Raw genomic sequence first — 19,755 nt, 5'->3', positions numbered from 1 at the left:
AGATCCAGGTCAAAAACGGGGGTAAACGCACGTGAGTACGCATTGATGAGCGCAGCCAGTCTTTCGATGCCGCAATCGATCCAGTTCCTTGACCTCGCGGCTAACGGCGGACTGGCTCACCCGCAGGCGCCGAGCGCCGCCGCTCAAGCTGCCGGCACGGGCAACTTCGTAGAACGCAAACAGATGAGTGAAATTCATTGCCAACAGCCCGCGAATATCGCCGTGGCCGACTCTCGGTCCGAGATCCGATGATCAATGGCTTTCGACGCGATGGCCAAAATGGTAGCGGCGATTCGTTTGCCATTGAAGGATCTTGTGCGAGCAATACTGTTTCCTCTGGGAAACGATCGACTTAAAAGGAGGCTGCCAGACTCTGAAAACGAGTCAGGTATAACTCCAGGTCAGAGTAGGGGGTGCCTATTTTGTATTTTTCAGAACGCCTAACGATGAATAGCCTAGTCGCTCCGTTTAACGCACCGGTGTCGACATGTCGTCCCTTTTCCCGAACCGCCCAGCATTGCGCAGCAAGAATCCGACGGGGCCTCGTTACCTTATTGGAGTGCTTCCCGGCATCGCGCTATGTATCGGCGTGTGCTTGATCGCGTGGCTGCTGCAAGCGCCGCAAGCGCATCTATTCGGTCAGGTGTGGCTTGAATCGCTCGTGCTCGCAATTCTCGTTGGCGCGCAGGTCCGCGTCATATGGACCCCAGGCGAGCGTTGGACGCTAAAACCTTGCTGGAAACCTCTGTCGTGCTGCTCGGTGCATCGTTTAGTGCCGCCGCGTTGCAAGCGACCGGCATCAAGTTGCTGTCGGGCATTGTCGTGATCGTCGTCGCGGCCATCCTTGTCAGCTACGGAATCGGACGCGCACTCAAGTTGCCGCGGCGCATGGCGCTGCTGATCGCGTGCGGGAATTCAATCTGCGGAAATTCGGCCATCGCGGCTGTTGCGCCCGTGATCGGCGCAAGCCGTGATGATGTTGCTGCGTCGATCGCCTTCACGGCGGTGCTTGGTGTTGCGGTAGTGCTTGGATTGCCGCTGCTGTCCCCGGTTCTTCGTCTTAACGCGGTGCAGTATGGGACATTGGCAGGTATGACCGTCTATGCGGTGCCACAGGTGTTTGCCGCGACCGTGCCGGTCTCAACCGTCAGTGTCCATATTGGCACGCTGGTCAAACTGGTGCGTGTGCTTATGCTCGGACCGGTGATGCTGCTCCTGTCGGCGCTCGCCCGTAGGCGTGATGCGAACACAGGAACGCCAGAGCAGGGCAACGACCCGAGGACCCGGCCCGGTATGGTTCGTCTGACGAAGCTGGTGCCATGGTTTATCGTCGGCTTCGTTGTCATGGCGCGGCACGCGCGACGGGGCTGATTCCGATGACGCTGTTGCAGTCGGCAAGCCAGTCAGGCAGCGCGCTCACTGTCGTTTCAATGGCTGCGCTGGGTTTAGGTACCGATCTGCGAACCATCTCAAAGGCGGGGCCGCGCGTCACATTTGCGGTGATTCTTCCGATACTCGCGTTGGCTGCGATGAGTCTGGTGTTGATCAACATATTGCGGATTGCATGACGTTGCCGTTCGGCCGATATATCGACGAGCCGACTCCTGCAAGGGCGCAAGACTGGCGGGGTTCGCGCACGGACGCGCGACAGGCGTTCGCACGCCTCGTGCTCCATTGTTTCCATGCGGAAACGGTTTTTCCCCGCGGCCTGCTTTTTCATGCGCTTGATCTTGCCTACGCTGTCGTTTGCCTGGAATCGACGGATGCCGGATGTCGTGCGAGTGTGGACAGGTCACGCTGGCGATCGCGAGGGGCGCCGCGAAGTCTTCCTTGTTCGAACGTCGCGCATGTCAGAGGAGTGTCGTTGATGTTTCCGTATGTCGAGACGTTTTACGATCCTTCGGCGGGCACGGTCAGCCACATTGTCTACGCCGGTTACGGCTCGCCGTGCGCCGTCATCGACCCTGTTCTCGATTTTGACGCCGCCCCGTCGACACATTCGATCGAGCGCCTCGTCGCTTTCGTCGAGAAAAAGCGTCTGGAGGTTGAGTGGATACTTCAGACGCACGCGCATGCCGGTCATCTTTCGGGGGCGTCGGTGTTCAATGGCCGCGTCGGCGGAAAGACCGGCATTGGCCGCAGCATCGTCGACGCACGATCGATGCTTTCTGCGACGCTCGATCTGTCGAGCGAGCCCGGTTTCGATCATCTGTTCGCCCCACATGAGGTCTTCTTTATCGGTACGCTGCAGGCCCAAGTGCTTGCCATGCCCGAACCTACCCCGTTCGATGCCGCGTTCATGATCGAGGACGCGCTGTTCGTCGTCGATACGGTGTTCATGCCGGAAGTGAGAGCGTGGCGCCGGGTTTGCGTTCGTGGACCTGCAAGTCTGGCCGGGCATGCATGCCGATTTCCATCGAACGGCACGCGTACGTGTCTTGGTCGCCAGGATCGTTAGCATGAAAATGCATGCCGGAGGCGGCGCTCCAGAGAATGGCACTTTAAACAGGCGTCACGTGGGAAGCCTGAAGCGAAGCCCACATTGCTCCTGCTACGCGCGCCTGCTCGTCGGCGGAATTTGCTTTTCGACGCTCAACACGACCTTTCCAATATTCTTGCGATCTTCTATCCAGGCATGTGCGTCGCCAGCGCGTTCGAATGGGAACGTGCGGTCGACATGAGGCCGAATCCAACCGGCTTCGACTCCGCCAAGCAGAGCCCTCATCCACGCTTGCAGTTTTGGGACCTCGTGCCACAGATGCCCCAGGTTGACGCCAAAGACTCCGCGATTGCGACTCATCAAACTGAGCGGATGAAACCACGGAGTGGCGGCGGCGAGTGCGAGCAAGCGTAGAGGGCCGGGCAACTGCGTGGTGGTGGCGCTGGAAATGCCAAAAATGCCGAGACGGCCTGTCGAGCGCAGGGCCGAATAACTCTTCTTCCAATGGGAGCCGCCGAGAGGGTCAATGATCAATTCAGCCCCAGCGCCCGAGGTAAGCCTCATGAATTCTTCCCTCCAGTCGCCACGAGTGTAGTCAATAGCGTGGTTCAGGCCGCGTTCGCGCAAGAATGCATGTTTGGTGGGACTTGCTGTCCCGTAGATCGTCGCGCCCAGGTGGCGTGCAATGTCGATCGCAGCCAATCCGACGCCACCACCTGCGTTGTGGACCAGTACTGAGTCGCCGGCTGTCACCGCGCCCATCACCACCAGCAACTGCCATGCGGTGAGGTACTGGACGGGCAGCGCGACGGAATGCTCGTAATCCAACGCGGCCGGCATGGCGAACACTTGCGATGCTGGAACCGTTACGGTGTCGGCATAGCCGCCGAAGTGGACGAGCGCGAACACATCCCGGCCAAGCCATTGCTTGTCGACCTCGCTGCCGAGTTGGTCGACGATTCCTGAAATTTCATAACCCACGACCATCGGTGGGCGCGGTGCATCTGGATACAGGCCGCGCCGGGCAAGGATATCGGCGAAGTTGATGCCGCAAGCCTTGACGCGAATGCGGACTTCGTCTGGACGCGGACTCGGGTCTGGCGCTTCACGAACCTGGAGCTTCTCCGGTCCGCCATGACCCGTGATCACGGTTTGTTTCATGGGCTGTTAATTCAAACGTACCCCGTTTAACTGATACCCACGCTCAAATTCGGCATTCCTGCGTTGGTATAAAGGATCGCGGGACGCAGGTCGGATTATGATCGGATTTGCTCCACCACGTTTTGGAATCGTTCCAGATCGATCAGGATTCGAAACCGGGATGCTTCGAGCACTGTCCACTTTATCGCAAGAGGAGGGTCAAATGGTTGACTTCAAAAAGCCTCGCGCCATCGGCTTCAACCACGTGGCGCTGGAAGTCGACGATATCGAGGAAGCGCTGGCGTTCTATGGCCGCATCTTCGACTTTCAGCTACGTGGCAAGAGCAAGACAATGGCCTTCATCGATCTTGGCGACCAATTCATCGCGTTGCAGGCAGGACGCAAACAGCCCGCCGATGACGGCCGGCATGTCGGCCTCGTTGTGGATGACAAGCAGGCGGCGCTCGCGGCTCTCAAGGCGGCGGGGGTCGAGCCGATCGACGGTCCGTTTCTGGATTTCCGCGACCCATGGGGCAATCGCATCGAGATCGTGGGCTATAACAATATCCAGTTCACGAAGGCTCCGAACGTTCTGCGGGGCATGGGCCTGACGCATCTGACGAAGAACGAAAGCGCGAAAAAGGAACTGGCGGAAAAAGGCATGGCGGAGGGCTAGAGCGAGCGTGACAACCGACGTTCAGATACGTCCGAATTCGAGTTGCGCGTTAATGCCGCTGTAGCCTCCTTTCGGCTTGTTCACGGACTGCGCCATACCCGTCGAGCGCCTTCCGGCGGCGCAGTGTTCGAGAAGGAATATGAGGCGCGTTTTCACCAGCCCATCCTGATGTACGCACCGTTTTCGTCCGACGCCGTTTATATCGTTGTCGCTCCTGGAACCGATTCAGTGAGCTTATCGGGCGCGAGCAAACGCAAGGCTGATACTAGCAATTATCAGACTTGACGAGGTTCGTAAACATCAAAACATCGGCGTCCAGGCCCGTCATGTCGCTCGTCGTCGCTGCCAGCCGGCCTGAATCCCTGCCGCAATACATGCCGCCTCGACAAAGAGAATCACCATCACGGCCGCCATGGCGTTGTCCGCCATCCACGGCGCAGCGGCGAAATAGGGGTGGCTTTGATTACCGGGCAATTTTCCGGTTAGGAACACCTGAGCCTGGCGTGGGTCTGCCTTGCGGCCCCGTATAAATTTTCTTTGCAATCAAGAACCTGCTGACTACCTCCTTTGCGTACTCCCGACGCGGTTGGGCGTGCAGACGCGCCTGCCCGTCAAGCTAGTCTGTCGCTGATCCCTCTGGTGCAGCGACGTCTCAATGTCACGCACCACCCGAACAATGAACTCTCTCAACGCGCCATCGGGCTGTTTCCCCACCCGTGCTCGTAGAAGTGGGGCGTTTTTGTGCGCATCCTGTCTGCAACTGATCGGCGCACCACCCAGTCGCGCGGCGACGAACAACCAATCGTTTGCCTTTCATTACAGCTTTTTCAGAAAATGAACCCGGTGTTGACGAATTTCGATTGATGATTAGTGACCATTGCATCGAGGAGAGCTTTATTTTCCTCGGTCTGCTTTGCCGCGACCATTGACCGAATCGAAAAAGCGCGCAATGCATCGGTGACAGAAAGCGTACCTTCCGCGGAGTCCTTACGTCCGGCGAAGGGGAAGACGTCTGGTCCCCGTTGGCACTGACAGTTGAGGTTGACACGGCACACCTGATTGACGAGCGGGTCGACCAACGCCCCTATCTGGGCGGCGTCGGTGCCGAAGATGCTGACCTGCTGCCCGTGATCCGAAGTGATGACATAGTCGAGCGGTGTTTCAATGTCATCGAACGCAACGACCGGGATGATCGGCCCGAACTGCTCCTCGCGATAGAGCATCATCCCTTCCTTGACCGGATACACCACGGCCGGATAGACGAGCGTCTTGCAGAACACGCCGCCGCCGTCGTTCACGACCTGCGCGCCTTTCGCCTTCGCATCGTCGATCGCCTCGGTCATGTAGGCCGTGCGATGAATGCCGGGGAGCGGTGTAATGGACACACCCTGTTCCCACGGCATGCCCACCTTGAGATTTTTCAGCGCTGACGTGAGGCGTTCGAGGAAGGTGTCGACGATCGAGTGGTGCACCATCAGTATCTTGAGCGCGGTGCAGCGCTGACCATTGAACGACAGCGTGCCAAGCAGACATTCCTTTACAGCAAGGTCTATGTCGGCGTCAGGCAGCACGATCGCGGCGTTTTTGGCGTCGAGACCGAGCACGGCACGCAGCCGATGCGACTTCGGGTGCTGCTTTTTCAGGTGGTCCGCGACTTTGCTCGAGCCGATGAGGGCGAGCACGTCGATCTTTCCTGCCCGGCGCGTAGGGGAGTGGGATTTGCCAGAGGGAGACAGCGACGCGCGGGCTCATCCCTGCGTCCTTCAACTACATGCCGGGCCCGATCGGCGCGATTTGTGTCGAATGACGGGAGTGAGACGCGCTTTACGGCGGCGGTCCCTGCGTGGAGCCCAACTCCCTTGGAAAGTTCGAAGTCAAGCGCATTGCCTGATCCCGGGAGGCCGCAAAACGACAATCTAATCTGGCGGCGAGAGCATGACAGTGGCAGCGTTCACCGTCATGAGTGAAAGCACTGACGCATGCGGCGATGTCGCGGGCCGAGCACTCGTGGCCGCGAGGACAAACTGGAATGCATCTTGGGGTTTACACCGATGCGCGCTCGACCAGATTGAACCCGACGTCGACTTTGGACCGCCTACAGGTGCCGGTCTCGATTTTCTTGATCAGCATGGACGCAGCCAGTTTGCCGATCTTCGTACCATCGATCCTGATGGTCGTGAGAGGGGGATCTGTGTCGGCTGCAAAGCTCTGGTCGCCGTAACCAATCACCTTGAGTTGCGACGGGACATCCAGGTTGCGGCTCCGGGCTTCCATCAGCACTCCAAGCGCCATGATGTCGGCGCCGCAGAACACTGCGTCGATTTCCGGGTGCGCGTCGAGCAGGCTCGCCAGTGCGCGTCGACCATCGCCGAGATGCGCGGGCGACGCAACCGAGGCGACCGGAACCGTCCAGTCGCCACCGAACGCAGCAATGAACGCATCGGCCCGCAACATCGCCCGACGGTCTCCCGGCGTGACGATCGCTGGCCGCCGGGCGCCGCGTTCGCGCAGATAATGGGCCGCCGCCTCACCGACCTTCGTGTGTGAGAAGCCAATCAGCATGTCCAGCGGTGTGCGGGTGATATCCCACGTTTCCACCACCGGGATGCCTGCCGCGCGCAGCTTCTGCCGCGAAGCCTCAGAGTGGATCACGCCGGTCAGAACGATGCCTGCTGGCCGTCGGCCGACGATGGCGTCGAGCAGGGCTTCCTCGCGCGACTCATCGTGGCCACTCTGTCCGAGAAGCAACTGGTAGCCGGCGCTCGCGAGCTCGGCGGTCAGCGCGGCGACGGTCTCCTGAAACACGCTGCCCGCCATCGCCGGGATCAGCGCGACGACGAGGCGGCTTCGACTCGATGCGAGAGAACCGGCGATCAGGTCCGGCGTGTAGCCGGTTTGTCTCACGGCCTCCAGAACGCGTTCCAGCGTGTCGGTCGAAACCAGCTCGGGACTGTTCAGGGCGCGCGAAACCGTCACTTTTGTGACCCCGGTCAGACGAGCCAGATCATTGAGCGTCACGCGGCCGGTGTTCTTGCGGGCGCGTCGCGAGGTGTTGGCGGCGGCCGGATGTGCGAGTTCTAGGGAGGACTTGGACACGGGCTTGAGGGTTCCTGTCGACAGAAAGTTGTTGTCAAGCATCCCGGGAGTGTACTACGATGCCATCTATGTTACCGGTTACATTAACCGGTAACATCATTCGAGAAACGAAAGGTTGCGCATTTCCCGGCGCAGCCAGCGGAGACTTCCTCATGTTGCAGCCCACCAAGACCTTCAACGGGCCGTTGATCCGGCTAAACCAGAACGATAACGTCCTGATCGCGCGCGAGTCGCTGACGATCGGGCGGCAAATAACTGTCGCAAACGTGACGGTTCGTCTGCGCGCGCAAGTCGCGGCAGGGCACAAGGTTGCGGCAACGTATATCGCCCAGGGGGAGCCCATTCGCAAATACGACACGGTCATTGGGGTGGCGGCCCGCGACATCGAGGCAGGCGAACACGTCCATACACACAACGTCGCGCTGGTCGACTTTGATCGCGATCCGGGTTTCGGTCTCGACGTGAAGCCGGTTAACTACGTGCCGCCCGGGCAGCGAGCCATGTTCGCCGGCATCGTGCGCCCTGACGGTCGGGTCGCGACACGCAATTTCATCGGCATTCTCGCGTCGGTCAATTGCTCATCGACCGTCATCCGCCACATCGCCAACTGGTTCACGCCGGAACGTCTGCAGGACTATCCCAACGTCGATGGCGTTGTCGCGTTCGCGCAAACGAGCGGCTGCGGCATGTCCTCTCCAAGCGAGCATTTCGACGTGCTGCGCCGCACGCTCGCGGGTTATGCGCGGCATGCCAACCTCGCCGGCGTCCTCATCGTGGGGCTGGGTTGCGAGCGCAATCAGGTCACGGACCTGCTGGATTCACAAGGATTGAAGACCGGCAAGGCGGTGCATGCGCTCGTGATGCAGGACACGGGCGGCACCCGCGCGACGATCGAGGCGGGCATTGCGGCCATCCAGCAGATGCTGCCAGCCGCGAACGACGTGGCCCGCACGCCGGTGCCCGCCAGTCATCTGAAGATCGGCCTCGAATGCGGCGGCTCCGACGGCTTTTCCGGGATCACAGCCAACCCGGCGCTCGGTGCGGCGATGGACCTGCTGGTCCGCCATGGAGGCACGGCAATCCTTTCGGAGACGCCGGAGATCCATGGGGTCGAGTACATGCTCACGCGCCGTGCCGTTTCTCCCGAGGTCGGCCAGAAACTGCTCGACCGGCTCGCATGGTGGGAGCGTTACACGCGTGGCCAGAACGGCCAGTTCAACGGTGTGGTCGGGCCCGGAAACCAGCAGGGTGGTCTCGCGAACATCTTCGAAAAATCACTGGGTTCTGCGATGAAAGGCGGTACGACACCGCTGCAGGCCGTGTATGAGTATGCAGAACCCATCGACCGCGCTGGCTTGGTGTTCATGGATTCGCCCGGCTATGACCCCGTCGCCGTCACCGGGCAGATCGCCAGCGGCGCAAACCTGATCTGCTTCACGACCGGGCGCGGCTCGATGTTTGGCTCCAAGCCCGCGCCAACGCTCAAGCTGGCGAGTAACACGCCGATGTTTGCGCGCCTCGAGGAAGACATGGATATCAACTGCGGACTTGTGCTCGACGGCGAGCGTTCGATCGAGGAAATGGGCAAGGACATCTTCGATCTCATCTTGCGGGCGGCATCGGGCGAACGTACGAAAAGCGAATTGCTGGGCCTGGGAGACAACGAATTCGTGCCTTGGCACATGGGCATCGTGAGCTGACGCCTTGAAGCGTCGCGCGGTGCAATCCACGTTAAAAAAGAGCAAGGGAGACATGTGATGTTGAAGGCTGCACAGCGGCAGGGTCGCTCGAAAGTGCGCTGGTGGATAGCGGGGCTGATGTGGGCCGCGATCGCCATCAATTACATCGATCGCACGGTGCTTTCGGCCGCGGCGCCACGGATCCAGTCGGAGTTTCATCTGAGCGCGATCGAGATGGGTGTCGTGATGTCGGCATTCTTCTGGTCTTACGCGCTGTTGCAGTTGCCGGCTGGCCTGCTGGCCGATCGTTTCGGACAGAAGAAAGTGCTCGGTTTCGCGGTGCTGTGGTGGTCGCTGGCAACCGCGGCGACGGGTATTGCGAGTGGCTTCCGTTCGCTCGTGGCGCTGCGGGTGGCGCTCGGCGTGGGCGAGGCCGGAGCCTATCCGAGTAACGCTGGTATCGCGACACGCTGGTTCCCTCGCACGGAGCGCGCAACCGTTGCAGGCATTTTCGACAGCGGCTCAAAGCTCGGCGGCGCTATCGCAATGCCGTTGATTGCTGGCTTGCTCACCGCCTTCGACTGGAAACTTACCTTCGTGTTGACGGCAACGCTTGGCATCGTCTGGTTCCTCGTGTGGCTCGCGAGCTTCACGGATTCCCCGGCAGACCATCCCCGTGTCAACGCGGAGGAACTCGCGCATATCGAAAGCGACAAGGTCACGCAGGACACGCGCCAGCCCACGCGCCGGCAATGGCGACGTCTCTTTGCGCATCGGAACATCTGGGCGATGTGCATTGGTTTCTTCATGATCAACTACAACTCCTACTTCTTCATCACGTGGCTGCCCACGTATCTGATGAAAGAGCGCGGCATGAGTGTGCTGGAGATGGGCTGGATCGCGTCGTTGCCGCTTATTGCTTCGATCATCGTTGAGATTTTCGCCGGCTGGGCCTCGGACCGTGTGTTCGCGAGCGGCAAGCTTTCGCTCACGGCCACCCGCAAGCTGTTTCTCGTGATCGGCCTCGTGATGGCGTCGAGTATCGGATTTGCGGCCTTCGCACAGTCGCCATTCGTCGCTGTGCTGCTGCTGTGCATCGCGAAGTCGGGCACCACGGTGGCGGCTTCGCAAGTGTGGGCATTGCCCGGTGATGTCGCACCGCCTGACTCGGTTTCGATGGTGGCGGGCCTGCAGAACACGATCTCAAACCTCGGCGGCGTGGTCGGCCCAATCGTGACGGGTGCCATTGTCGGTGCAACCGGTTCGTTCGTGCCAGCCCTGCTGTTTTCGTCGGCGCTGATCGGCATTGCAATCCTCAACTATCTGTTCCTCCTCGGAAAGGTGGAACCCATTCAATTCGGCGACCCCTCACAGGAGACACGCATTCATGAACCCGCAGATCTCAGCGCTTAATCCATTCAAGGCGGCCCTCGCCGCGCGCAGGAAGCAGGTCGGCTTCCGGCTCTCGATGGCTGACCCGTACCTCGCGGAAGTGAGCGCGACAGCGGGTTTCGACTGGCTGCTCATCGACAGCGAACACGCACCGAACGATTTGCGCAGCATGCTCGCGCAACTGCAGGCCGTCGCGCCTTACGAGGGCGAGCCGGTCGTGCGGCCGGTGAACGGCGACCCGGCGCTGCTCAAGCGTTTGCTGGATATCGGCGCGCGCAACCTTCTGGTGCCGATGGTCGATACCGCGGAACAGGCGCGCGCGCTGGTGGGCGCCGTGCGCTATCCGCCTCATGGCACTCGCGGCGTGGGCAGCGCGGTGGGCCGCGCGTCGCGCTGGAGTTCGCGCACCGATTACCTCGATGTCTCAGATGACGAAGTGTGTCTGCTAGTACAGGCTGAGACCACGACCGCATTGAGCAACCTCGACGGGATCTGCGATGTGGACGGCGTGGACGGCGTGTTCATCGGCCCGGCCGATCTTGCCGCGTCGATGGGCCATCGCGGCAAAGCCACACATCCAGAAGTGCAACAGGCGATCGATGACGCGATCCGCAGAATCGTCGCGTCAGGCAAGGCAGCCGGCACGCTCACTTCGGACCCGGCGCTTGCGCGTCACTATCTCGACCTCGGCTGCACATTCGTCGCGACTGGCGTCGACATTCTGATGTTCGCGAATGCGGCGCGAAAACTCGCACGCGACTTCGCGGACGTGCGCCCGGCGCAATGAAATCAGGCTGCGCGTTTTCGCCGGTTCGAACCGCGCGGCCAATCGACGAAGGAGGAGACACGACATGAACGATTACACAGCGAAGCGCCCAGCGAGCGCGCATATTCAGGCGCTGCGCGAGAACTGGCGCATCATCTTTGCCGCGACGGCCGGATGGGCGCTCGACGCATTCGACTTTACGATTCTGCTGTTCCTGATTCCCCATCTGGGCAAAGTGTTCAATGTCGGCTTGCCCGCCATGGCGTTCGTGGTGACGGCGACCGGCTTCGCGAAAGTCGCCGGCACCATCGGCTGGGGCTTCGCGGCCGACCGCATCGGCCGAAAGGTCGTGTTCATGGCAGCGGTGCTTTGGTTTTCATGCGCCGCGGGCTTGAGCGGGCTCGCCTGGAGCTATGCATCGTTCATGGCGATGCGGGTGCTCTTCGGTATTGGATTCGGCGGTGAATGGACCGCGTCGGTCGCGCTGCTCATGGAAACCGTGCCGGCAAAGATCCGTCCGCTCGCGTCGGGGATCATGGTCGCCGGTTATGAGTTCGGTTACCTGCTCGCAGCGCTCGCTTTCCACTTCCTGTTTCCGGTCACCGGCTGGCGCTGGATGTTTTTCCTCGGCGTACTGCCCGCGCTCCTCACGCTCTTCATGCGTCGCAACGTGGGTGAGTCGCCGGACTGGCAGCGTGAACAGCAGACGAAGGTGCGCCGTACCGCGCGCGAGGCATTCATTTTCAACCCGGCGGTGCTGCAGGCATGGCTCTTTTCCGCCGCAATCAACTTCATGCTGTGGGCCGTGCAGGTTCTTTATCCGACCTTCCTGCTCACGACGCAGCATCTTGATTCGAGCCAGATCTTTCCGTTCGTGCTGGCCTATTCGGTGGGCTCGGTGATCGGCAAGCCGTTGTCAGGCTATTCGGCGAGCCGGTTCGGCGAACGTCGCACGATCTGCATGTTCCTCGGCGTCGTCATCCCGTCTACGGTGCTCTACACGATGGTGTCGAGTCACTTCCTGCTCGGCGTGGGCGCGTTCTGCATGGGCATGTTCGCGAACGGGCTGTTCGGCATCATGCCGCTTTATCAGTCGCGCCGTTTTCCGGTGGAGGGGCGCGCAACAGGTATCGGAATCAGTTATGCCATGACGTCGGTGAGCGTCGTCGCGCCGTACGCGATTGCGCTGGTGACGCCGTCGCTCGGTCTCAAGTTTGGCATGGCGTCGTTCATCGCAGGCGGGGCGCTCCTCCTGATTGCGATCAGCCTGTTCGACGCCTCGCGCTGGATGCCACGGGGCGAAGCAGCCGAAGGCGCGAACCATTGCAGCGAAGAAGATGCGCAGCCGATGCTCGCAACCAGCAACGCAACGCGTTAAAGCGATCAACGGGATACTTCGATGAATACATCCGCACGCCGCTGGGTTACTCGCCCGCAAGACTCGACATGGGGCGACTTCGGTCCCGACGACCAGCTGGGCCGGCTGAATCTTCTCACGCCGCAAAAAGTGCTTGAAGGGCTGCGCGAAGTGCGCGAAGGCCGTACGTTCTGCCTGAGCCTGCCGCTCGATTGTCCCGGCAACCGCATTCTCAATCCGCGTCGTGCGCCGCCGCGCGTCGAACCTACGATGCGCGGCGACAAGCCCAACATGACGTACCCGCTCTCGCGCGACACCCCGTGCCTTACTGACGTGATATGCGATGACACGGTCACGCTCGCGTTGCAGTATTCAACGCAGTGGGACAGCCTCGCGCACATGGGCCAATGGTTCGACGCGGATGGCGACGGCAGGCCGGAAATGTGTTTCTACAACGGCTATCGCTCGGGCGAAGACGTCGTCGGGCCGCTCGATTACCGGGACGATGCGATGCCCGCGACCGATTGCCAACCCGGCGCGTATCGCCTCGGGATCGACAACATGGCCACAGCGTGCGTACAGGGGCGCGCGGTAATGGTCGACATCAAGCGGCAGTTCGGCGCCGGACCGTTACGAATCGGCTATCGCGAGCTCTTGGCCGCGATGGACGCGCAAAACGTCAGCGTCGAGCCCGGCGACATGTTGTGTCTGCGCACGGGCATGGACGAAGCCTTGCTCGAGTTCTACCGAACGCAGGACGCGACTGCGCTAGAACGCGGGTTCGCTGGGCTCGATGGTCGCGACGAAGCCCTGCGCCGGTGGATCATCGATTCGAAGGTCGCCGCGCTGATCGCCGACAACGTGGCCGTCGAAATGTTGCCCGCATCGCCCTGCGAAGACTCGCACTATCCATCGCATCCGTTGCATGATCTGTGTCTTTTCCGGCTGGGCGTGCATCTCGGCGAACTCTGGCATCTGAGTGAGCTCGCTGACTGGCTACACGAAAATGGCCGCAACCGGTTCCTGCTTACCGCGCCCCCGCTGCGGCTGCCGCGCGCGGTCGGCTCGCCGGTGACACCGGTGGCGACCGTCTGAGCGCCCGTAAGCTGCGCCTCCCCGGCGCCTGTTCTTCTAATACGCGCCCCATGTTATTGATGTCATGAATCCAGCAAAAGACTTGCCCCGCTACGATCTCAATGTCCTGCTCGCCCTGCGGCGGCGGCTTGCCAGCAACACGCAGGCGGAGGTCCGGTTCGACTCGGGCACGCGGGCCGCGTACGCGTCGGAAGCGTCGAACTACCGGCAGGTGCCGATCGGCATCGTCGTGCCGCGCAGCATCGACGACGTCGTCGAAACGATGCGCGCTTGCCACGAGGCCGACGTGCCGGTGCTGACGCGCGGCGCAGGCACGTCGATGTGCGGGCAGTCGGTCAACGCGGCGGTGATCATCGATGCATCGAAGTATCTGACCAGTATCGAGACCATCGATGTCGCGGGTCGCCTCGCGACGGTGCAGCCCGGCGTGATCTGCGATCAGTTGAAGGATGCGGCTGCGCTCAAGGGCCTGACTTTCGGCCCGGACCCGGCCACGCACAGCCGGTGCACACTCGGCGGCATGATCGGCAACAACTCGTGTGGCGCGCACTCGGTCATGGCCGGCAAGACCGCGGAGAACATCGAGTCGCTGGAGATCCTCACCTACGACGGGGAGCGATTCTGGGTCGGCCCGACCGATGAAGCCGCGCTGAAGGAACACCTGGCCGCCGGCGGCCGGCGCGCGGAGATCGTCTCGGGACTGCTCGGCCTTGTCGAGAAATACGGCGATGCGATCCGGGCCGGTTTTCCGAAGCTCAAGCGCCGCGTTTCAGGCTACAGCCTCGATCAGCTTTTACCCGAGAACGGTTTCAACATCGCGCGGGCGCTCGTGGGTTCGGAGGGCACCTGCGTGTCCGTGCTGCGCGCGAAAACGACGCTTGTCACGAACCCCGTGCATCGCATGCTCGTCGTGTTCGGATTTCCGACGATCTTTGATGCGGCTGATTGCGTGCCGCAACTGCTGCCGCTTTCACCAATCGCGATGGAAGGGCTGGACACGGGGATTGTTGGTGGCCTGCGTGAGCGGGGCCTGGCGCTGGCTGACATTGCCGAGCTGCCCGAGGGCAATGCCTGGCTGATGGTCGAATTCGGCGCGACCGACAGGCGGGTTGCGGCCGAGCTCGCGGAGAAGGCGGCCAGTCTGTCGGCTTCGTTCCCCGGCAGTCCTTCGTCGCGGACAGTCGACGATGCGAGTCTTATGAGGCGGCTGTGGTCCGTGCGCGAGACGGGCGCTTCGGCGACGTCTATCGGCGACGACATGTCGCAGCCAGATCCCGTCGTCGGCTGGGAAGACGCTGCCGTCGAGCCGCGCCATCTCGGAGCGTATTTGCGTGAATTCTCGGCGCTCGTCGAGTCGTACGGCTACAAGACGAACATGTACGGCCACTTCGGCGACGGTTGTATTCATTCACGCATCACGTTCGATTTGCGTAATGCGCAAGGCGTGAACACGTGGCGACAGTTTCTCTTCGATGCTGCTGCGCTCGTCGTGAAGTACGAAGGCTCGCTGTCGGGCGAGCACGGCGACGGCCAGGCCAAGGGCGAGCTTTTGCAGCTCATGTACCCGCCCGAGCTGATGGAGGCGTTTCGCGCCTTCAAGGCGATCTGGGACCCGCGCGGACGCATGAATCCCGGCAAGCTCATCGACGCGATGCCGGTCGACGAAAACCTGCGTCTTGGGCCGTCGTATCGGCGCGTCGACGTGTCGAGCCCGTTCACGTTCGGCGATCTCGGCAAACCTGACACGTTCGCGCGGGCGACGGAGCGTTGCATCGGCATGGGCAAATGCCGCTCACTGAGCGGCGGAACCATGTGCCCGAGCTATCGCGCTTCGCGCGAGGAGAAATATTCGACGCGCGGGCGCGCTCGCCTGTTGTTTGAGCTCCTCAAGGCTGAGGTCATCGAAGACGGCTGGAAGAGCGAAGCCGTGAAAGACTCGCTCGATCATTGTCTTGCCTGCAAGGGCTGCCGAAGCGACTGCCCGACGCATGTCGACATCGCAAAGTACAAGAGCCATTTTCTCTATGAATACTTCAAGCACAAGCGTCGCCCGGTGATGGACGCCATGATCGGCCGCATCGGCAACTGGTTGCCCGTGGCGACGCATGTGAGCGGCGTGGCCAACCTGCTGATGCGCAATCCGTCGTTCCGTAAGGTGAGCGCCCGGTTCGGTCTGTCGCCCGACGTGACGTTTCCGCCGATCGCCGCGAAGAGTTTTCGCAACGGTCCGGTCGCAAAACGTCTGTTCGGGCAAGGTGAAGGACGCGGGAGCGCCATGCGCGGGCCGATCCTGCTGTGGACCGACACGTTCAACAACGGCTTCACGCCCGAAGTCATGGATGCCGCCGTGCGGGTGCTCGAATCGCACGGTTTCGAAGTGCGTCTGTTGCGCAAGCATGTGTGCTGTGGCCGGCCAATGTATGACGCTGGTCTGCTCGACGAAGCGCGGCGTAACCTCGAAACGATCATGGCGGAGATGTCGCACGTAATCGAGGCGCAACTGCCGGTTGTCGTGCTCGAACCGAGTTGCCTTTCAGTGTTTCGTGACGAACTGCGCTCGCTGTTCCCGGACGACCCGCGTGCTCACGCGCTTGCCACGACGGTGAAAACGCTCGCCGAACTGCTGCAGGAGCATGGCGTCACGGTGCCAAAAATGGATGCGGACGTGCACGTCCACGGGCACTGCCATCAGAAAGCTTGTGGCGGCATGAAAGCCGAGGCCGCGCTGCTCAAGCAGGCGACAGGGAGGGGCACTGTCTTGCCAACGGGATGTTGTGGCATGGCGGGCGCGTACGGCTACCACAAGAAAACGACGCATCTGGCGAAGAAGGTCGCCGAATCCGAACTTGTGCCAGTGATCGAAGGGCTGCAAGGCGATGCCGTGATCGTCAGCGACGGCTTCAGCTGCCGTTCCCAGATCCGCAATACGACGGGGCGCACCGCAATCCATCTCGCACAGTGGCTTGATCGGTACGCAAGCGAAACGAAGACGAAAAGCGGTTGCACGAAGACAGTTGACGACGAGGTTGCGCCGAACATCTGAGATTACGACGATCGATTTCTATTGCTGGAAGGAGAACGCAGTGAGTTTGAAACTGACGCGAGGCGAACTGCTTCGACAAGCGAATTTCATCGACGGAAGGTGGGTGCACGCCGTCGAAGGCAAGCGATATGCCGTTTCCGATCCGGCGACGGGCGAGACGCTGGCGCAGGTGGCTAACAGCACGGCGGCCGATGCCCGCGCGGCGACCGACGCGGCGGCGGGTGCATTGCCGGCGTGGCGCGACATGCTGCCGCGTGAGCGCGCGGAACTGCTGCATCGCTGGCACGCGCTGATTCTTGCGAACACGGAAGATCTCGCGAGCCTGATGTCGATGGAGCAGGGCAAGCCGCTGGCCGAAGCACGGGGAGAGGTTGCCTATGGCGCTTCTTACGTCGCGTGGTTCGCGGAGGAAGCTACGAAGATCTACGGCGACATCATTCCACAGACGCAACGCGGCAAACGTATGAGTGCGATCAAGGAGCCGATTGGCGTCGTGGCCGCCATCACGCCGTGGAATTTTCCGCTGGCGATGATAGCGCGCAAGATTGCGCCTGCGCTTGCTGCCGGCTGCACGGTCGTCGCGAAGCCGGCCGAGGACACGCCGCTCACGGCACTCGCGCTTGCCGCGCTAGCCCAGGAAGCCGGTATCCCGGACGGTGTTCTCAACGTGATCGCGGCCGCGCGTGACGAAGGCATCGCAGCCGTCGCGGACTGGCTGGCCGACGAACGCGTGCGAAAGATCACGTTCACTGGCTCGACCGCGGTGGGCAAGCACCTCGCGCGGGAATCGGCGGGCACGCTCAAGAAGCTGTCGCTCGAACTGGGCGGCAACGCGCCGTTCATCGTGTTCGGAGACGCGGACATCGACGCCGCCGTCAACGGTCTGATGACGGCCAAGTTTCGCAACGGCGGCCAGACCTGCGTGTGCCCGAACCGGATCTACGTTCACGACGCGGTGTTTGACCGATTCGCGGAACTGCTTGCCGCGCGCGTCGGCGCGCTTCATGTTGGACCAGCCACGGACCCAAAGGCGCAGATCGGCCCGATGATCAACGGGCGTGCGATCGACAAGATCGCGACGCATGTCGAAGATGCGGTCGCGAATGGTGCGCGGGTTCTCGTAGGAGGCAAGCGCCTGACCGGTTTGGGGCGGAATTACTATGCACCCACGGTTCTCGCCGATGCGAACGACCAGATGGTGCTGTGCTGTGAGGAAACGTTCGGCCCCGTCGCGCCGCTGTTTCGCTTCGATGACGAGGACGAAGTCATTCGCATCGCAAACGATACGCCCTTCGGTCTGGCGGCATACTTCTACACGAACGATGTGCGTCGCATCCATCGCGTCGCCCGGCGTCTCGAAGTGGGCATCGTGGGCATCAACGAGGGCGCAGTGGCAAGCGAAGCAGCGCCGTTCGGCGGCGTCAAGGAGTCAGGATATGGTCGGGAGGGGTCGAAATACGGGCTCGACGATTATCTGAGCATCAAGTATCTATGTGAGGGCGGCCTCGCCTGACGCGGTTCAACCTAACGACCAGGGCGGCACTTCGCGTTGCGACAGGGCCGCGTCTCCCACCTCACGGCCGCGAATGGTTTTCCGAATACGCCGGATGCTCGGGCATGTCAGGACAACGTTGTCCGTTTCAAGGTTCGCTGCGCATGCAGTATGTGAAACCCGACCTCTGCAAAGGGCGCAGCCACGAAGTTCGCGCAAACCTCGGCGCGTCTGGATCACATCGGAAGTGGCGCGTGCATCGAGGGCAGCGAAGGCGCCAAGCGCCAGAAGGCACGGCCCGAACGCCACGGAGACACTTCATCCTCTCTGGCATGCCGGGAACCGGTAGAGCCTGTCTCGACAACTGGTAAACGGGGCCAGTATCATGTGCGGATCATTGGAGAGGCACATGACTTACAAGACCCGCGCGCTCGGCGACCTTCAAACTCACGGAGGTTGAATGGACACCAACGCTCCGCATTTCTGGATTCTATGGGACATCGTCAATATCTTTGCCCCGATCCTTCTCACGCCCGCAGCGATGCTTCTAGTGGTCGCCGGAAAATCCGACGACCAGCGATACAAAGAAAATGGTCACTTGATGACCGTCCTCAAGGATGGGCAGATGGGCTTCGTCGCGGTGACGATGGCGCTTGCAATGGTAATGGAGATTTTGGGCAAGCAAATCGACGCAGATATGGGGATCGCGCTCGTGACGCTTGTCACATGTGCGATCGGCGGAGCGTTTGTGGCAGCGCTCGGAGCGGTCTATACGACCGAGCGCAAGGGAGCGCCAAAACTGTTTGGCAAGACGCTATTTCAGAACCTACGGTACTATTCTTACATGTGGCTGTCGTTTGTTTTCGTCGGCCTCGCGTCGGGCGTCACCCACTACACCCGTTGGCATCTGATAAAATAGGATTGACTTACGGAGGTCTCCATGTTTGATGTCAAGCATCAAGAAAAGCTGGATCACACAGAGGGCGCACCGCGCTGGTTGGTGAGCATCCCGGCTTTCGCCGCAGTGGTGGCCGTGGTCGCCTACGTTGTGATGCTGTCGCTTCCGCTCCTGCGCTCATTCGGCCAAGGTTGAACGTCCGGAAAGAGTGCCAGAAACCCGCCGCGCGCGGGTTTTTTTGTCTCGTGCCCGATCAACATTCTTAGCAATGGGCATCGTGCCTTCCTCACTAGCCCCAGTGGATCTGGCCAGAGAGCCAACACTGCATCTGTTTCGATTCAGCTCGGCCTGCATCTTTGCCAGGATCGACCGGCCTTCCGAGAGTCAGACACAGTGCACGTTGCGCTATGCGCTGGCGAGCGGCGCGCACCAGCGCAGGTCTACGGGCAGGAAGTCGACGGCGCTCACCGTGCCGAGCGCTGCGACCAGCAACGCGGCGGCCCTTACGACCGGCGCGAACGCGTCGCGGCCGGCCGGGCTGCAGGGGGTGTCGTCGTTGCCTTCCGCCTGTTGCCCCATCGGAGTTTCCTTACGTACGAGTTACAGAGTGCGCAGGAGTCCGTGCGGAATGCTGCGAGCGGCAATGTAGCGCGACGGATGATGAAACTCAAGGTGAGCGAC

At 61.4% G+C, this 19,755-nt stretch carries 18 protein-coding genes and 1 pseudogene; 12 read left to right on the top strand and 7 right to left on the bottom strand.

Going from position 1 to position 19,755, the window contains the following annotated elements:
* Positions 1–9 precede the first annotated feature (9 nt).
* Positions 10–198 (bottom strand): LysR family transcriptional regulator, encoded by a 189-nt coding sequence (locus AB3X96_RS29820; protein WP_368592522.1) that lies wholly within the window; start codon positions 196–198, stop codon positions 10–12.
* A 519-nt stretch (positions 199–717) separates the two neighbouring features.
* On the opposite strand from AB3X96_RS29820, the gene AB3X96_RS29815 reads away from it, so the two are divergent.
* Entirely contained in the window at positions 718–1,371 is a 654-nt protein-coding gene (locus AB3X96_RS29815) for a YeiH family protein (RefSeq protein ID WP_368592521.1), read from the top strand.
* On the opposite strand, the gene AB3X96_RS29810 is transcribed toward AB3X96_RS29815, so the two are convergent.
* Entirely contained in the window at positions 1,343–1,720 is a 378-nt protein-coding gene (locus tag AB3X96_RS29810) for a hypothetical protein (protein ID WP_368592520.1), read from the bottom strand. The genes AB3X96_RS29815 and AB3X96_RS29810 overlap by 29 nt on opposite strands.
* A gap of 147 nt (positions 1,721–1,867) precedes the next feature.
* Between AB3X96_RS29810 and AB3X96_RS29805 the strand changes: the two genes are divergently transcribed.
* The gene (locus AB3X96_RS29805; protein ID WP_368592519.1) at positions 1,868–2,458 is read left to right on the top strand and encodes an MBL fold metallo-hydrolase; all 591 of its coding nucleotides are present in this window, start codon (positions 1,868–1,870) and stop codon (positions 2,456–2,458) included.
* 93 nt (positions 2,459–2,551) lie between these two features.
* Here AB3X96_RS29805 and AB3X96_RS29800 read toward each other — a convergent pair whose 3' ends face one another.
* Positions 2,552–3,601, bottom strand: coding sequence for a medium chain dehydrogenase/reductase family protein (locus tag AB3X96_RS29800; protein WP_368592518.1), 1,050 nt, complete (start codon positions 3,599–3,601; stop codon positions 2,552–2,554).
* Positions 3,602–3,761: 160 nt separating this feature from the next.
* Here AB3X96_RS29800 and AB3X96_RS29795 point away from each other — a divergent pair, with 160 nt between their 5' ends.
* Entirely contained in the window at positions 3,762–4,256 is a 495-nt protein-coding gene (locus AB3X96_RS29795) for a VOC family protein (protein ID WP_368592517.1), read from the top strand.
* 324 nt (positions 4,257–4,580) lie between these two features.
* Here the strand turns inward: AB3X96_RS29795 and AB3X96_RS29790 are convergent, their stop codons facing one another.
* The 3 genes and pseudogenes from AB3X96_RS29790 to AB3X96_RS29780 all read right to left on the bottom strand — a co-directional run bounded on the left by AB3X96_RS29790 (position 4,581) and on the right by AB3X96_RS29780 (position 7,394).
* The gene (locus AB3X96_RS29790; RefSeq protein ID WP_368592516.1) at positions 4,581–4,799 is read right to left on the bottom strand and encodes a hypothetical protein; all 219 of its coding nucleotides are present in this window, start codon (positions 4,797–4,799) and stop codon (positions 4,581–4,583) included.
* Between the two features lie 284 nt (positions 4,800–5,083).
* Positions 5,084–5,953, bottom strand: a pseudogene (locus AB3X96_RS29785) (aldehyde dehydrogenase family protein); the annotation flags it as partial.
* Positions 5,954–6,299: 346 nt separating this feature from the next.
* The gene (locus tag AB3X96_RS29780; protein ID WP_368592515.1) at positions 6,300–7,394 is read right to left on the bottom strand and encodes a LacI family DNA-binding transcriptional regulator; all 1,095 of its coding nucleotides are present in this window, start codon (positions 7,392–7,394) and stop codon (positions 6,300–6,302) included.
* Between the two features lie 110 nt (positions 7,395–7,504).
* Between AB3X96_RS29780 and AB3X96_RS29775 the strand changes: the two genes are divergently transcribed.
* The 9 genes from AB3X96_RS29775 to AB3X96_RS29735 all read left to right on the top strand — a co-directional run bounded on the left by AB3X96_RS29775 (position 7,505) and on the right by AB3X96_RS29735 (position 19,269).
* Entirely contained in the window at positions 7,505–9,052 is a 1,548-nt protein-coding gene (locus tag AB3X96_RS29775; protein WP_368592514.1) for a UxaA family hydrolase, read from the top strand.
* Positions 9,053–9,109: 57 nt separating this feature from the next.
* On the top strand, positions 9,110–10,444 hold the full coding sequence (locus AB3X96_RS29770) for an MFS transporter (RefSeq protein ID WP_368592513.1): 1,335 nt from the start codon (positions 9,110–9,112) through the stop codon (positions 10,442–10,444).
* A complete protein-coding gene (gene hpaI, locus AB3X96_RS29765) occupies positions 10,419–11,210 on the top strand; it encodes a 4-hydroxy-2-oxoheptanedioate aldolase (protein ID WP_368592512.1) in 792 nt (263 codons plus the stop codon). The genes AB3X96_RS29770 and hpaI overlap by 26 nt, the downstream gene beginning before the upstream one ends.
* A gap of 64 nt (positions 11,211–11,274) precedes the next feature.
* Complete coding sequence (locus AB3X96_RS29760) at positions 11,275–12,567, top strand: MFS transporter (protein ID WP_368592511.1); 1,293 nt, start codon at positions 11,275–11,277, stop codon at positions 12,565–12,567.
* Positions 12,568–12,588: 21 nt separating this feature from the next.
* Entirely contained in the window at positions 12,589–13,641 is a 1,053-nt protein-coding gene (locus AB3X96_RS29755; RefSeq protein ID WP_368592510.1) for a cyclase family protein, read from the top strand.
* Positions 13,642–13,705: 64 nt separating this feature from the next.
* A complete protein-coding gene (locus AB3X96_RS29750) occupies positions 13,706–16,684 on the top strand; it encodes an FAD-binding and (Fe-S)-binding domain-containing protein (RefSeq protein WP_368592509.1) in 2,979 nt (992 codons plus the stop codon).
* A gap of 40 nt (positions 16,685–16,724) precedes the next feature.
* On the top strand, positions 16,725–18,197 hold the full coding sequence (locus AB3X96_RS29745) for an NAD-dependent succinate-semialdehyde dehydrogenase (protein WP_368592508.1): 1,473 nt from the start codon (positions 16,725–16,727) through the stop codon (positions 18,195–18,197).
* A gap of 439 nt (positions 18,198–18,636) precedes the next feature.
* Positions 18,637–19,095, top strand: a complete 459-nt coding sequence (locus tag AB3X96_RS29740; RefSeq protein WP_368592507.1) for a hypothetical protein — start codon at positions 18,637–18,639, stop codon at positions 19,093–19,095.
* Positions 19,096–19,116: 21 nt separating this feature from the next.
* Positions 19,117–19,269, top strand: a complete 153-nt coding sequence (locus AB3X96_RS29735; RefSeq protein ID WP_368592506.1) for a hypothetical protein — start codon at positions 19,117–19,119, stop codon at positions 19,267–19,269.
* Between the two features lie 210 nt (positions 19,270–19,479).
* On the opposite strand, the gene AB3X96_RS29730 is transcribed toward AB3X96_RS29735, so the two are convergent.
* Positions 19,480–19,653 (bottom strand): hypothetical protein, encoded by a 174-nt coding sequence (locus AB3X96_RS29730; protein WP_368592505.1) that lies wholly within the window; start codon positions 19,651–19,653, stop codon positions 19,480–19,482.
* Between the last annotated feature and the right edge of the window lie 102 nt (positions 19,654–19,755).

The organism is Paraburkholderia sp. BR13439, assembly GCF_040948805.1.
Classification (GTDB): domain Bacteria; phylum Pseudomonadota; class Gammaproteobacteria; order Burkholderiales; family Burkholderiaceae; genus Paraburkholderia; species Paraburkholderia youngii.
Note: the sequence above shows the minus strand (reverse complement) of the source record. Positions and strands in the feature narration are given on the sequence as shown.

Bases quoted from the DNA above. Each gene is read 5' to 3' on its own strand.
- AB3X96_RS29820 (WP_368592522.1), bottom strand. From the start codon at position 198: ATGAATTTCACTCATCTGTTTGCGTTCTACGAAGTTGCCCGTGCCGGC.
- AB3X96_RS29810 (WP_368592520.1), bottom strand. From the start codon at position 1,720: ATGAAAAAGCAGGCCGCGGGGAAAAACCGTTTCCGCATGGAAACAATG.
- AB3X96_RS29805 (WP_368592519.1), top strand. From the start codon at position 1,868: ATGTTTCCGTATGTCGAGACGTTTTACGATCCTTCGGCGGGCACGGTC.
- AB3X96_RS29800 (WP_368592518.1), bottom strand. From the start codon at position 3,601: ATGAAACAAACCGTGATCACGGGTCATGGCGGACCGGAGAAGCTCCAG.
- AB3X96_RS29795 (WP_368592517.1), top strand. From the start codon at position 3,762: ATGCTTCGAGCACTGTCCACTTTATCGCAAGAGGAGGGTCAAATGGTT.
- AB3X96_RS29780 (WP_368592515.1), bottom strand. From the start codon at position 7,394: ATGCTTGACAACAACTTTCTGTCGACAGGAACCCTCAAGCCCGTGTCC.
- AB3X96_RS29775 (WP_368592514.1), top strand. From the start codon at position 7,505: ATGTTGCAGCCCACCAAGACCTTCAACGGGCCGTTGATCCGGCTAAAC.
- AB3X96_RS29770 (WP_368592513.1), top strand. From the start codon at position 9,110: ATGTTGAAGGCTGCACAGCGGCAGGGTCGCTCGAAAGTGCGCTGGTGG.
- hpaI (WP_368592512.1), top strand. From the start codon at position 10,419: ATGAACCCGCAGATCTCAGCGCTTAATCCATTCAAGGCGGCCCTCGCC.
- AB3X96_RS29760 (WP_368592511.1), top strand. From the start codon at position 11,275: ATGAACGATTACACAGCGAAGCGCCCAGCGAGCGCGCATATTCAGGCG.
- AB3X96_RS29755 (WP_368592510.1), top strand. From the start codon at position 12,589: ATGAATACATCCGCACGCCGCTGGGTTACTCGCCCGCAAGACTCGACA.
- AB3X96_RS29750 (WP_368592509.1), top strand. From the start codon at position 13,706: ATGAATCCAGCAAAAGACTTGCCCCGCTACGATCTCAATGTCCTGCTC.
- AB3X96_RS29740 (WP_368592507.1), top strand. From the start codon at position 18,637: ATGGACACCAACGCTCCGCATTTCTGGATTCTATGGGACATCGTCAAT.
- AB3X96_RS29735 (WP_368592506.1), top strand. From the start codon at position 19,117: ATGTTTGATGTCAAGCATCAAGAAAAGCTGGATCACACAGAGGGCGCA.
- AB3X96_RS29730 (WP_368592505.1), bottom strand. From the start codon at position 19,653: ATGGGGCAACAGGCGGAAGGCAACGACGACACCCCCTGCAGCCCGGCC.